Source organism: Salinimicrobium xinjiangense DSM 19287, assembly GCF_000423585.1.
Classification (GTDB): Bacteria; Bacteroidota; Bacteroidia; order Flavobacteriales; family Flavobacteriaceae; genus Salinimicrobium; species Salinimicrobium xinjiangense.
In genome coordinates this window covers 31520-44019 of record NZ_AUIG01000021.1, presented here as the reverse complement: position 1 = coordinate 44019, position 12500 = coordinate 31520, and the positions used below count along the sequence as shown (strand labels likewise).

The 12500-nt window shown below is 41.8% G+C and carries 13 protein-coding genes; 4 read left to right on the top strand and 9 right to left on the bottom strand.

From position 1 onward, the window contains the following. The 6 genes from G564_RS0108660 to G564_RS0108635 all read right to left on the bottom strand — a co-directional run bounded on the left by G564_RS0108660 (position 1) and on the right by G564_RS0108635 (position 4071). Positions 1-576 carry a DNA-3-methyladenine glycosylase I gene (locus tag G564_RS0108660; protein ID WP_029037315.1) on the bottom strand — a complete coding sequence of 192 codons (576 nt, stop codon included), beginning with the start codon at positions 574-576 and terminating at the stop codon, positions 1-3. Next, entirely contained in the window at positions 576-1304 is a 729-nt protein-coding gene (locus G564_RS0108655) for an energy transducer TonB family protein (protein WP_029037314.1), read from the bottom strand. Before G564_RS0108655 ends, G564_RS0108660 begins: the two co-directional genes overlap by 1 nt. 2 nt (positions 1305-1306) lie before the next feature. Next, positions 1307-2011 carry a tRNA pseudouridine(55) synthase TruB gene (gene truB, locus G564_RS0108650; protein WP_029037313.1) on the bottom strand — a complete coding sequence of 235 codons (705 nt, stop codon included), beginning with the start codon at positions 2009-2011 and terminating at the stop codon, positions 1307-1309. Positions 2012-2014: 3 nt separating this feature from the next. Next, entirely contained in the window at positions 2015-2815 is an 801-nt protein-coding gene (locus tag G564_RS0108645) for an undecaprenyl-diphosphate phosphatase (protein WP_029037312.1), read from the bottom strand. A 3-nt stretch (positions 2816-2818) separates the two neighbouring features. Continuing rightward, positions 2819-3073: a DUF3098 domain-containing protein gene (locus tag G564_RS0108640; protein ID WP_029037311.1), complete on the bottom strand. Its 255-nt coding sequence runs from the start codon at positions 3071-3073 to the stop codon at positions 2819-2821. Positions 3074-3192: 119 nt separating this feature from the next. Then, positions 3193-4071, bottom strand: a complete 879-nt coding sequence (locus G564_RS0108635) for a cell division protein FtsX (protein ID WP_029037310.1) — start codon at positions 4069-4071, stop codon at positions 3193-3195. Between the two features lie 152 nt (positions 4072-4223). Here G564_RS0108635 and leuS point away from each other — a divergent pair, with 152 nt between their 5' ends. Both leuS and G564_RS0108620 read left to right on the top strand, forming a co-directional pair. Further along, the gene (gene leuS / locus G564_RS0108625) at positions 4224-7055 is read left to right on the top strand and encodes a leucine--tRNA ligase (RefSeq protein ID WP_029037309.1); all 2832 of its coding nucleotides are present in this window, start codon (positions 4224-4226) and stop codon (positions 7053-7055) included. A 114-nt stretch (positions 7056-7169) separates the two neighbouring features. Beyond that, a complete protein-coding gene (locus G564_RS0108620; RefSeq protein ID WP_029037308.1) occupies positions 7170-7862 on the top strand; it encodes a zinc metallopeptidase in 693 nt (230 codons plus the stop codon). 70 nt (positions 7863-7932) lie between these two features. On the opposite strand, the gene G564_RS0108615 is transcribed toward G564_RS0108620, so the two are convergent. From G564_RS0108615 to G564_RS0108605, 3 genes are all read right to left on the bottom strand, one after another. After that, complete coding sequence (locus tag G564_RS0108615; protein ID WP_029037307.1) at positions 7933-8445, bottom strand: ferritin; 513 nt, start codon at positions 8443-8445, stop codon at positions 7933-7935. A gap of 85 nt (positions 8446-8530) precedes the next feature. Beyond that, on the bottom strand, positions 8531-8842 hold the full coding sequence (locus G564_RS0108610) for a hypothetical protein (RefSeq protein ID WP_029037306.1): 312 nt from the start codon (positions 8840-8842) through the stop codon (positions 8531-8533). A gap of 96 nt (positions 8843-8938) precedes the next feature. Further along, positions 8939-10312, bottom strand: coding sequence for a saccharopine dehydrogenase family protein (locus G564_RS0108605; protein ID WP_029037305.1), 1374 nt, complete (start codon positions 10310-10312; stop codon positions 8939-8941). A gap of 79 nt (positions 10313-10391) precedes the next feature. On the opposite strand from G564_RS0108605, the gene G564_RS0108600 reads away from it, so the two are divergent. Together G564_RS0108600 and pckA are read left to right on the top strand one after the other, a co-directional pair. Then, positions 10392-10781, top strand: a complete 390-nt coding sequence (locus tag G564_RS0108600) for a DUF423 domain-containing protein (RefSeq protein ID WP_029037304.1) — start codon at positions 10392-10394, stop codon at positions 10779-10781. A gap of 78 nt (positions 10782-10859) precedes the next feature. Continuing rightward, positions 10860-12461 (top strand): phosphoenolpyruvate carboxykinase (ATP), encoded by a 1602-nt coding sequence (gene pckA / locus G564_RS0108595; protein ID WP_029037303.1) that lies wholly within the window; start codon positions 10860-10862, stop codon positions 12459-12461. Positions 12462-12500: the final 39 nt, after the last annotated feature.

The following is a 12500-nucleotide window of genomic DNA, read 5'->3' as shown; positions in this document are numbered from 1 at the left end:
TTATAGTTTTTTAACTTCCCTATGCCTGAAGCATTGGGTGATATGATCATTCACCATTCCCGTAGCCTGCATATGCGCGTATACTACAGTAGGTCCCACAAATTTAAATCCTCTCTTCTTAAGGTCTTTACTTAAAGCTTCACTTACAGGAGTGGTGGCGGGCACCTCCTTTAAATGATGCCAGTCATTCTGTAGAGGTTTTGCATCAACAAAGCTCCAAATATAATTAGAAAAACTTCCGAATTCCTGCTGCACCTTCATAAAAGCCCGGGCATTGGTGATCGCCGCACGAATTTTAGCGCCATTTCTTATGATGCCGCTGTCCTGCCTTAGTTCGGTAACTTTGGCTTCTGGATAATTTGAGATCTTTAGATAATCGAAGTTATCAAAGGCCTTTCTAAAGTTTTCTCTTTTCCGAAGAATGGTGATCCAGCTCAGTCCGGCCTGAAAAGTTTCCAGGATCAAAAACTCAAAAATTGAGACATCATCTTTTAAAGGCACTCCCCATTCCCGGTCGTGATAAGTTTCGTAAAGGGGATCACCCACGCACCAGCCACAACGGATCTTTTCTTCCATTAATTCTGAAAATTATAAGTTATAGTGCCGGGCTGGGAATCCCTGCCGGCCAGCCTGGAAAATTTTGCTCCGGCTGCATATTCCAGGGCCATGTCTGTAAGACACTGATTACTTGTGGAAGATGCATTTTTATTAATTGAAGTTCTCACGACATCTCCTGCCGCATTCACTGTTATATTCACCACCACCCGGCCCCGCCTGTCACAGGTGTAAATAGGATTTGGAATATCTACCGCCGTGCGACCCAGGAGAGAAAAAGAAATAGAACTACTTCTCATGGTTCCCGGCGTTACAGAGGTCTTTTTAGTGCTGTTATCTCCTTCAGAAGCTTTTTGTCGCTCCCGTGTTCTGTTATTGTTGAGCGCTACGTCTCCCTTTGCAGGTTCAGTAGATTCCTCTTCTGAAGCGTCCTGTTTGGCTGCATTCTTCTGGAAGATCTCATCCAGCCTGGACTCCAGGTTTTTCTGGCTCTCCTGCTGGTTCTGATTATAAGCTCTGTGGGTTTCGAAATTTGGTTGCTGAGGTTGCGGGGCAGGAGGTTCGGTCTCTTCGGGTTCTGGTTGTTGTTCTTCGGGAGCAGGTTCGGGTCGGAGGTCATTAAGCTCAATAAGAGTTTCTCTTATCTTTTTGGATTCATTGGAGATATTGATGTTGTACATGGACAGGATCAATATCGAAAAGATAAGGATGGTAATGATCAGTGCCTTATGTTGGTCAAAAAAATCCATTGTTAAGTCTCTTCCTCCGGGGAAAGATACTCATTTACGAAAGAATCTACTGTTAATGCGTTTTCAACTTTATACTCTCCTATCCGGGTGCGGCGAAGTGAGGACAGATATGCTCCACTGCCGAGCTCCTTTCCGAAGTCATGCGCGAGACTTCGAATATAGGTTCCTTTGCTGCATGATACTCTAAAATGCACTTTTGGAAGATCGATCTTCGTGATCTCGAATTCTGAAATATTTACTTCCCGGGTAGGAATCTCTACTTCTTCTCCGCTTCGGGCGTATTCATACAGCCGTTTTCCGTCTTTCTTTAAAGCTGAAAACACAGGTGGCCGCTGCTGGATATCTCCTGAGAAAGCTGCTGTTGCCTGATGAATTTTCTCTTCCGTCAGGTGATCTGTAGGATAGGTCTGGTCCACTTCGGTTTCCATGTCGTAGGAAGGAGTGGTAGCACCGAGTGTAAAAGTACCGGTGTATTCTTTTTCCTGTCCCTGAAGACTTTCAATAAGTTTTGTCGATTTCCCGGTGCAAAGGATGAGTAATCCCGAAGCTAAAGGATCTAATGTTCCCGCATGGCCAACTTTAATCTTTTTAATCCTGAAGTTTGTTTTTATTAGCCATCTCACCTTATTAACCAGTTGGAATGAGGTCCATTCCAGCGGCTTGTCAAAAAGGAGTATTTGTCCGGCCTTAAAGTCTTCTTCAGTCATTATCTAAGTTGCAAAGAAATATTCGTAAGAAATAGCAATTGTACCAACAATAAAACAGTAAATAGCGAAATAGGAAAGTTTACTTTTACGCACAAGCGAAATCATCCAGGTACAGGCGGCATAGCCGGCTATGAAAGCAGCAATAAAACCTGCCAAAAGAGGCATGGGTTCTACAGTTGAATTTGCAAGATCCCCACTTAAAATATCCTTGGCTATTTTTCCCAGAATAAGCGGTACTACCATAAGGAAAGAGAATCGGGCAGCTTTTCCTTTATCATTTCCCAGCAACACTGAAGTGGAAATTGTTGCTCCACTTCGGGAAATCCCCGGAAGAATTGCAATGGCCTGTGCCACTCCTATCACAATACTATCTTTATAACTCACTGGTTTTCCTGTATGTTTTGCTTTATCGGCCAACCAAAGCAGTAATGCAGTGATTAAAAGCATGAAGCCGACAAAAGTAAGTTCTCCACCAAAGAGAGTCTCTAATTCTTCTTCAAACATGACACCTACAATAACAGCCGGTATCATAGATAAGATGATTTTTATCGAAAATCTTGTTTCTTCATTCCACTTAAAGGAGAACAGGCCACGAAAGATCTCGGCTACATCTTTTCTAAAGACCAGCATAGTACTAAGAGCGGTAGCAAAGTGCAGAACCACGGTGATCATCAAAGACTCCTCGGGAATGCTCTTATCTCCTAATAAAGCTTTTCCAATTTCCAGGTGTCCGCTGGATGAAACAGGTAAAAATTCAGTAAGTCCCTGGATGATTCCAAGGAACACGGCATCAACAACTTCCATTAATTATTTTCGGGGGTTAAGTAGGATTGCGTAAACTTCAATGGCAAAACCAATGAGTACCAGGGTAGGTGCAAGGCGAATTCTTCTAAAATTATAAATTTCTTCGTTAAAAACATTGGGATCGTCACTCCCGCCTCCGGCCATGAGTATAAAACCCAGAGCAATAAAAGCGAGACCAATTCCCATAACTACATAGTTCTTCTTTCCAAATACGAAATTAAGATCCTGCTTGTGTAAAGGCTTTTTATTCTTGTTCATTTAATATCAATTAATTGCCGCAGATATATAGAGGTCTTTGGGTTTCAAAAATAGTATTTTTCAGGCATCTTTAATAATTCCGGAGTCTCCCTAAAATTATCTGTGCATCCGTGGCTCATCTAATAGTATAACTCGTCGGTTTTCAGGTTCAGGAATCTTTGGGTGGCAAAAAAGGTACTTAACCAGGTAATTATAATTCCTAAAAGGAATACACCAATAAATAACCCGGCTAAAAGACCTATGTCATTTAAGAGTGCCAGTTCCGGGAAGCTTTTGTCCATATAGTAAAGAACAATTCCCATGCCTATCAAAGCCAGAAGGGCTCCAATCATTCCCAGTTTCACACTTTTCCAGATAAAGGGTTTCCGAATAAATCTCTTCGTGGCTCCTACCATCTGCATGGTTTTAATTATAAACCTCTTAGAATATACGGACAGGCGGATGGAACTATTGATCAACAGCACAGCAATAAAAGTAAATACCGCACTTATGGCCAGGATCCAAAAACTTATTTTAGTAACATTTTCATTAAGCAGGGAAATAAGTGGCTTGTCATATACCACTTCATCCACAAAACTTTTTGCCATTAATTCTTCTGCAATTGTATCAACCTCACCCGAGGTAATATAGTCGGCTTTTAGATATACGTCTATGGAATTCTGCAGTGGATTATAACCCAGAAATTCCATAAAATCTTCTCCAATTTCCTTGCTGTGTGCTTCTGCCGCTTCTTCTTTGGTTACATAGGTGGTGGATTTGGTGTATTCAGCTAAAGCAAGGCTTTTGTTGAGCTGGTTGATCTCCACCTCCTTAGCGGTATCCTTCAGGTATATGGTAAGAGCGATCTGCTCCTTAAAATGATCGGCAATCTTTTTGGTGTTGAGCACCAAAAGCCCCAGTGATCCGAGTAGAAAAAGGACCAGCGCTATGCTGATCACGACCGAAAAATAAGAAGAAATAAGACGTCTTTTTTGATACTTTTCAAAAGATGAACTCATAGGACGGCTGCATAAATTTGTGTAAAAATAAGAAAGTAAATCAATCCCTTTCTTTAAAACGATCAAACTTTTCACTTTCGTACATTAAACGTATTTTTGCGCTTCTCCGGAAGGTTTCCGGACTTGTAAAATTGTGACGCTGAATCATTAAAATGAGGTACAACTTCAATCAAATTGAAAAAAAGTGGCAGGAGTACTGGGCAAAAAACCAGACCTTCAAAGCCGAAAATAATTCTGATAAACCAAAATATTACGTGCTCGATATGTTTCCCTATCCGTCGGGAGCAGGATTGCACGTAGGGCATCCCCTTGGATACATTGCCAGTGACATTTACGCCCGATTTAAAAGACATAAGGGTTTTAATGTGTTGCATCCGCAGGGTTATGACAGCTTTGGGCTACCTGCAGAGCAATATGCGATCCAGACAGGGCAACATCCGGCTGTTACTACAGAAGCTAATATCAATCGTTACCGCGAGCAGCTGGACCAGATTGGATTCTCATTTGACTGGAGCCGGGAAGTGCGTACCAGTGAACCTGACTATTATAAATGGACGCAGTGGATATTTATCCAACTCTTTGAATCCTGGTACGATCATAATTCTGAAAGAGCCAGACCAATATCTGAACTTGAAGAGATCTTTGCTGCAGAAGGCAATAGTGGCGTGAACGCAGCCTGCGATGATGATGTGGAGCAGTTCAGTTCGTCTCAATGGAACAGCTTCTCTTCTGAAGAAAAACAAAAACAACTACTAAAATACAGATTGACTTACCTGGCCGAATCTGAAGTAAACTGGTGCCATCAACTGGGGACTGTGCTTGCCAACGACGAGATCGTCAACGGAGTTTCAGAAAGAGGAGGATATCCGGTGATCAGGAAAAAAATGACCCAGTGGAGCATGCGTATCTCAGCTTATTCAGAGCGACTGCTCCAAGGGCTAAATACTATCGACTGGACCGAAAGTCTAAAAGAGAGTCAGCGCAACTGGATCGGGAAATCTGTGGGAGCATCTGTAAGGTTTAAGGTTAAAGGAATAAGGATTAATGATAAAGATGCGTGGATACCTGTTTTTACTACGCGTCCGGACACGATCTACGGAGTCACTTTTATGACCCTTGCGCCGGAGCATGAGCTGGTGGAGAAGATCACTACGGCCGAGCATAAAGATGAGGTGGAGGCGTATGTCGAAGCTACGGCCAAAAGGAGCGAGCGTGAAAGAATGGCCGATGTCAAGACCATTAGCGGAGTATTTACCGGGGCTTATGCCGAGCATCCTTTTACTAAAGAGCCGGTGCCAATCTGGATTGGAGATTATGTATTGGCGGGCTATGGGACAGGAGCCGTGATGGCAGTTCCATGTGGGGATCAGAGAGATTACGAATTTGCAAAGCATTTTGATCTTCCAATCAGGAATATATTTCAGGATGTTGATATTTCTGAAGAAGCCTATTCAGGTAAGGAAGGAACTGTGATCGCGAATTCAGATTTCCTTGACGGCCTTGAATATAAAGCAGCCCTTCAAAAAGCCATTTTAGAGCTGGAGAAGATCGGGCAGGGGAAAGGAAAAACGAACTATAGATTGAGAGATGCGGTTTTTAGCCGCCAGAGATATTGGGGAGAACCATTTCCGGTTTATTACGTGAACGGACTTCCGCAGATGATCGAAAAAGAGCATTTACCGTTGCGTCTTCCCGAAGTAGAAAAATATTTACCTACAGAAACAGGAGAACCGCCTTTAGGAAATGCAACAGATTGGGCCTGGGATAAAGAAAAGAATGAGGTGGTTGAAAATTCAAAGATTGACCATAAAACTGTGTATCCGCTGGAATTGAACACCATGCCGGGATGGGCAGGAAGCTCGTGGTATCTCTTCAGATATATGGATCCGCATAATGAGGAGCAATTTGCTTCTGAAAAAGCGCTGCAATACTGGGAAAATGTGGACCTGTATATTGGCGGAAGCGAACATGCCACCGGACACCTGCTTTATTCCAGATTCTGGACGAAATTCCTTACTGACAGAGGCTTTTTGACTGTTGAGGAACCATTTAAAAAGCTGATCAATCAGGGGATGATCCTGGGAACCAGTGCTTTTGTCTACAGGCTGGAAGGGGAGAATAAATTCGTTTCCAAAAAAATGTCTGAAGCTCATAACGTGCAGGCAATACATGCAGATGTGTCTATGGTCAACGCTTCAGATGAACTGGATATAGAAGCTTTTAAAAAGTGGAGGCCCGAATTTGCCGATGCTGAGTTTATCACTGAAAACGGTCAATATATCGTTGGACGCGAAGTCGAAAAAATGTCCAAATCCAAGTACAATGTGGTGAATCCCGATGATATTTGTGAGGATTATGGAGCCGATACCCTAAGAATGTACGAGATGTTCCTTGGTCCGCTGGAGCAGGCAAAACCCTGGAATACGGCCGGGATCACAGGTGTCCACAACTTCCTGAAGAAACTCTGGAACCTCTATCACGACCATGACAATAATTTTGAAGTGAGTGATGGAAAAGCTTCAGTCGATTCTCTAAAAACGCTGCACAAGACTATTAAAAAGGTGACAGAGGATATTGAGAATTTTAGCTTTAATACTTCTGTCAGTACATTTATGATATGCGTCAATGAACTTTCGGTTCAAAAATGCAATTTTCGGGAGGTTTTAGAACCGCTGGTTGTTCTTATTGCACCTTATGCACCACATATTGCAGAAGAACTTTGGCAGAAGCTGGGGCATGACAGTTCGGTCACAACGGCAGCATATCCTGTATACGAGGAAAAATATCTTATAGAAAGCACCAAGGAATACCCTATTTCATTTAATGGGAAAATGCGTTTCACTCTGGAATTAAGATTAGACATGAGTAAGGAGGAGATCGAGAAGACGGTGATGGCTCATGAGAAGACGCAGCAGCAGTTGAATGGCAGGGAGCCTAAGAAGGTAATCATTGTGCCGGGCAAGATCGTAAATATTGTTGGCTAATTTTTTCCTGAAGTCGCAGCAGCAGCGGGATAGGACAAAGTTGCAGTTTCAGAAAAAAATGTAAATTGGCCGAATTTTTGTTATTAGAGTTTCAACAAAATAATTTTTAAAACTATGATGGGATATTATATCATCGCCGGACTCATCTTTGTAGTGAGTCTTTATGTTAGTAATAAATTAAAGAGCAAATTCAAGCACTATTCAAAGGTGCACCTGCAAAACGGGATGAGTGGTCGTGAGATTGCCGAAAAAATGCTTAGGGATAATGGGATCAATGATGTTAAGGTGATTTCCACCGCCGGGCAGTTGACAGATCATTATAACCCTTCTAAGAAAACAGTTAATCTGAGTGAAGCAGTATATACTCAAAGAAATGCGGCAGCAGCTGCAGTGGCAGCTCATGAAGTAGGACACGCCATTCAACATGCCAATGCTTATAGCTGGCTGCAAATGAGAAGTCAGTTAGTGCCGGTGGTACAGGTGGCTTCACAGTTCTCCCAGTGGGCGATCTTTGGAGGTTTGATCCTTATGACGATGGTGTCGGTAGGGGTGGGACAAACCGTATTGCTCATAGGAATTATTCTATATGCAATGGGTACTTTATTCAGCTTTATTACTCTTCCTGTAGAATACGATGCCAGTAAAAGAGCACTTGTTTGGCTGGAGACAGAAAATATGCTGAATTCCCAGGAACATAAAGCTGCAGAAGATTCTCTTAAATGGGCTGCCCGTACTTATGTGGTGGCTGCAATTGGTTCTCTTGCTACCTTACTCTACTTTCTGAGTATCTATTTGGGAAGAGACTAAAAATGGAAAACTTAAGCAAACTAAAAAGGACGCCAAACGGCGTCCTTTTTAGTTTTCAACGGGAGGTAGATTACTCGTGTTTAATACGTTCGTCAATAAGTTTCAGTGCAATACCATCGGTACCCATAAGATCGAACATCTCAAGGATTCTTCGGAACTGGTTTTCTTCCTCCATTTGTTCCTTCACGAACCACTGTAGAAAGTTTTCAGATCCATAATCCTGTACTTTCCGACATTTGGTAACTATATTGTTGATGGATTTTGTGATCTGTATCTCCTGGTCCAGCGCAGTTTCAAAGATTTCCTGAAGGGAATTGTATTCATGATTTATGTTACTCACCTCGGGAGAATACGCAGTGCCGCCGTTTTCATTGATGAACTTAAATATCTTAAGCATGTGCTCCCGTTCTTCGGCCGATTGTTTGTAGAAGAACTCTGCACTATACACCAGTCCGTTATGATCACACCATGAGGCCATGGCTAGATACACTGCTGCAGAATGTGCCTCTTTGGAAATCTGCTCATTAAGCAGGTCCATAACATCTACATTAATTCCTATTTTCTGTCTTACAATATCTTTCATGTTCGTTCTTTTTTTAAAAGTACGAAAAGAAAACAGCTTTCCCCGATTGCGAAGAAATTTATAATTAATCTAAATCAAGAAGAGTTTAATGAGCTACCAGGGAATTGAGTTCCAGGACACCAAAAGTGGCTTTGAGGAGTTGCTTAAGATCGATCACCTGTAAAGTATCAAATACAAACAAATGTTCCCGGTTACAAAGGCTTAGGATTTCAATTCCGCTGTAATTAAGGTCCTTGTCAAAGTGAGAGGATAAATCGATCGCCTGCACCTTTTGCCTTATGGCCAGGAGCTGGCAAAAGCTAAGTTTAACCTGTTTGTGGCCAAAGTCGATGTAAAAACTACGACTGTGATCACATTGGTAGGAGGCAAAATAATATGACTTGTACAGCAGATTCATTCTGCCGACAAATGTATATCTTATTCAGAATTGTTCCAAATAATAAAAGTAAAAACTCTCAGAACCTGATAAGGATCAGTTACAGGTGCCTGAATATTAATTCCCTACCTCTCCAAAAGGGTTGTATCCCAGGTATTCTTTTTTTTCTTCCTTAAAGGAAATTCCATTCTCTTCCAGTTCCTTCAGGATAGGGTCATAAATCTCTTTTGTGATAGGAATTTGTACTCCCGGGGTAGAAATTGTGCCGTTAAGGATCTTTAGCGCTGCTATACCTACAGGTAATCCTACTGTTCGTGCCATAGCAGTGCGGGTTTGATCCTCTCCGATATGTACCATGGTGGAATCAATTTGTTTTTGTTCCCCATTGATCTCGTAGCCAAATTTGTGATACATAACGATCATGTCTTTGTCTTCGGGAGAAAGGGTCCATTTTTCCATTAATATCTTCTGCAGGATCTCTGCCGGGGTCGCGTTTTTTAGACCAACTTTCTTATCCGGATTGAAAATATCAAGTTCCAGAAGTTTATCCCACATGATGTCATCCTGATCTATTTTGAGGTTGTGTCTGAATTTTAATTCTACTGAATCTGTAGGGGAATATGGAAGAAAGGAATTGACAAAATCACGGTAGCTCATCTCTTCGGAATTTTCCATGGTGTAACTGTCATCTGTCATCCCCAGTTGCACAAACATATTCCATGCACGGCTGAAGCCTACCCGCCGTATAGTTCCACGATATAATGTGAGGATATCATCGAGTCCGTATATGCTTTTATATTTGAGAGAATTCCTGTTGGCATAGACCTCAAATTTCCCATACTTCTTAACCTCCAGAAATTCGGTCCTTCTAAAGAGACGGTTGTATGGGATATATTTGAACTTCCCCTCCTGTAAAAATTTCGCTACGCCCCCTTGTCCCCCAACTACTACGTTTCTGGGATTCCAGGTAAATTTATAGTTCCAGAGATTCGTATCACTTTCGGGAGCAACCAGTCCGCCGGTAAAAGATTCGAAAAGCAGCATTTTTCCGCCCTGTTGACGAATACGGTCAATAACCTTCATTGCACTCATATGATCTATTCCCGGATCTACCCCTATCTCGTTCATAAATACCAGACCTTTCTTCCTAACCTCCTCATCCAGTTGCTGCATTTCATCACTCACATAAGAAGCTGTAACCATATTCCGCCCAAACCTTAGACAGTCTTTGGCTACTTCTATGTGAAATCTTGCCGGAAGCATGGATATTACAAGATCGGCATCCTGAACAGCCTGTTCTCTTTCGTTTTTCTCAAAAATATCCAGTTGCATCGCTCTTGCCCTGCGATGTTCTCCTGCAAGTTTCCGGGCGTTTTCCACAATGAGATCTCCGATGATGATCTCGATGTTTTCGCTTTCAGATTTTTGTAATAAATATTCAATGAGGACAGATGTGGATTTCCCCGCACCTATGATAAGAATTTTGCGCATAAGGCTAAACTTTGAGTATGTTTGTTAATTGTTTGGATAACGAATGTAATTAATTGGAGGCGTCTTTAAAAATTATACTATGAACAGGAGCTTATTAATAGCCGGCGGAATATTTGGGGTAACAGCAATTATATTTGGAGCATTTGCTGCTCATGGTTTAAAATCAGCAATAGGCCTGGAAAGTTTAGAAACTTTTGAAACAGGAGTTAAATACCAGATGTACAATGCTTTATTTCTTCTGTTTTTGGGAGGACTACCTGTAGCCTCAGAAAAAGTTAAAAAAATTTGCTTCTACTTAACAGTTTTTGGGGTGTTGTTTTTTTCCGGTTCAATTTACCTTTTAGCCACTAATAGCCTCACTTCATTTGATTTTCGGGTAATTGCCCTTATAACACCTGTTGGAGGAATGTTGATGATTTTCGCATGGATTGTGTTACTAATCAGCTTCTTTAAGTTAAAAAAGAAATAAAAGAAAATAGCTCCCGCTGTTTCTTTCTAAGTTTTTCTACTTTTGTTCCCCTAAACAAACCACACAACTAAACTTTTTATGTTGGCTAAAAAACGACTTACGAAAACGATTGCGCTGGAGCAGTATGGTATTACTAATGCAGAAATCCATTATCAACTCTCTCCACAGGAGCTACATGAGATCACAATTGAAAAAGGACAGGGAGTAGAAGCTTCTTCGGGGGCTTTGGCTGTCAATACAGGAGAATTTACAGGAAGATCTCCCAAGGACAGGTTCATAGTAGAGGATGATATTACCAAAGACAGGGTCTGGTGGGGAGATATCAATATCCCTTTTGATCCGGGAAAATTTGATGCTCTTTATGAAAAAGTCACAGACTATCTGTCGGGCAAAGAAGTCTTCGCACGTGACTCCTATGCATGTGCAGATGATGACTACAGACTAAACATCAGGGTGATCAACGAATATCCATGGTCAAATTTATTTGCCTATAATATGTTCCTTCGTCCAGAGGATAACGAGCTGGATAATTTCAAAGAGGACTGGCTGGTGGTCAATGCCCCAGGTTTTAAAGCAGATCCTGAAGTAGATGGAACTCGGCAGCACAACTTCGCCATATTGAACTTCACTAAAAAGATCGCTTTAATAGGAGGTACAGGATATACAGGAGAAATCAAGAAAGGAATTTTTTCTGCCTTGAACTTTATCCTTCCGGTAGATAAGAACACCTTACCCATGCACTGTTCTGCCAATGTGGGAGAGGATGGAGATACAGCTATTTTTTTCGGTTTATCGGGTACAGGGAAAACAACCCTTTCGGCAGATCCTGAGAGAAAGCTAATAGGGGATGATGAGCATGGATGGACTAAAGAAAACCGGGTATTTAATTTTGAAGGGGGTTGTTATGCTAAGGTGATCAATCTTACCGAAGAAAATGAACCGGATATCTTTCGGGCAATAAGACCGGGAGCCATTCTGGAAAATGTCATCCTTGATAATAATGGAGAAGTGGATTTTGAAAACACCGATATCACTCAAAATACAAGGGTGAGTTACCCCATTTATCACATTGACAACATACAGGAGCCCTCTATAGGGGAGAATCCGAAGAATATCTTTTTTCTCACAGCAGATGCTTTTGGAGTATTGCCTCCAATTAGTAAACTTACCCCGGGCCAGGCAGCCTATCACTTTATTAGTGGATATACGGCCAAAGTAGCCGGAACAGAAGCCGGAGTTGATGAACCGGTGCCAAGTTTTTCTGCTTGTTTTGGAGCACCATTCATGCCCCTGCACCCCACCAAATATGCAGAAATGTTAAGTGCCAAAATGAAGGAGAATAATGTAAATGTATGGCTTGTTAATACCGGATGGACCGGAGGACCTTATGGTGTTGGTTCCAGAATGAAGTTAAGATATACCAGAGAAATGATCTCCTCTGCCCTTGAGGGGAAACTGGAAAATGTAGAATTCCAGGAGCATCCGATTTTTGGTTTGCAGATGCCTCTTGAATGTGAAAATGTGCCTTCTGAGGTCTTGAATCCGCGGAATACATGGAGAGATAAAGAGGCCTACGATAGAAAAGCGAAGACCCTGGCTACTTCCTTCCAGCAGAATTTTCAGAAATTTGAAAAACAGGCAAATGCAGAAATTATGGCGGGCGCACCAAATGCCTCGTAATCCTTGTATTGTAATCAATAAAAAAAACCGGCAACTGCC

Excerpts from the sequence above, each read along its gene's own strand:
- G564_RS0108660 (WP_029037315.1), bottom strand. The coding sequence starts at position 576 with ATGGAAGAAAAGATCCGTTGTGGCTGGTGCGTGGGTGATCCCCTTTAC.
- G564_RS0108655 (WP_029037314.1), bottom strand. The coding sequence starts at position 1,304 with ATGGATTTTTTTGACCAACATAAGGCACTGATCATTACCATCCTTATC.
- truB (WP_029037313.1), bottom strand. The coding sequence starts at position 2,011 with ATGACTGAAGAAGACTTTAAGGCCGGACAAATACTCCTTTTTGACAAG.
- G564_RS0108645 (WP_029037312.1), bottom strand. The coding sequence starts at position 2,815 with ATGGAAGTTGTTGATGCCGTGTTCCTTGGAATCATCCAGGGACTTACT.
- G564_RS0108640 (WP_029037311.1), bottom strand. The coding sequence starts at position 3,073 with ATGAACAAGAATAAAAAGCCTTTACACAAGCAGGATCTTAATTTCGTA.
- G564_RS0108635 (WP_029037310.1), bottom strand. The coding sequence starts at position 4,071 with ATGAGTTCATCTTTTGAAAAGTATCAAAAAAGACGTCTTATTTCTTCT.
- leuS (WP_029037309.1), top strand. The coding sequence starts at position 4,224 with ATGAGGTACAACTTCAATCAAATTGAAAAAAAGTGGCAGGAGTACTGG.
- G564_RS0108620 (WP_029037308.1), top strand. The coding sequence starts at position 7,170 with ATGATGGGATATTATATCATCGCCGGACTCATCTTTGTAGTGAGTCTT.
- G564_RS0108615 (WP_029037307.1), bottom strand. The coding sequence starts at position 8,445 with ATGAAAGATATTGTAAGACAGAAAATAGGAATTAATGTAGATGTTATG.
- G564_RS0108610 (WP_029037306.1), bottom strand. The coding sequence starts at position 8,842 with ATGAATCTGCTGTACAAGTCATATTATTTTGCCTCCTACCAATGTGAT.
- G564_RS0108605 (WP_029037305.1), bottom strand. The coding sequence starts at position 10,312 with ATGCGCAAAATTCTTATCATAGGTGCGGGGAAATCCACATCTGTCCTC.
- G564_RS0108600 (WP_029037304.1), top strand. The coding sequence starts at position 10,392 with ATGAACAGGAGCTTATTAATAGCCGGCGGAATATTTGGGGTAACAGCA.
- pckA (WP_029037303.1), top strand. The coding sequence starts at position 10,860 with ATGTTGGCTAAAAAACGACTTACGAAAACGATTGCGCTGGAGCAGTAT.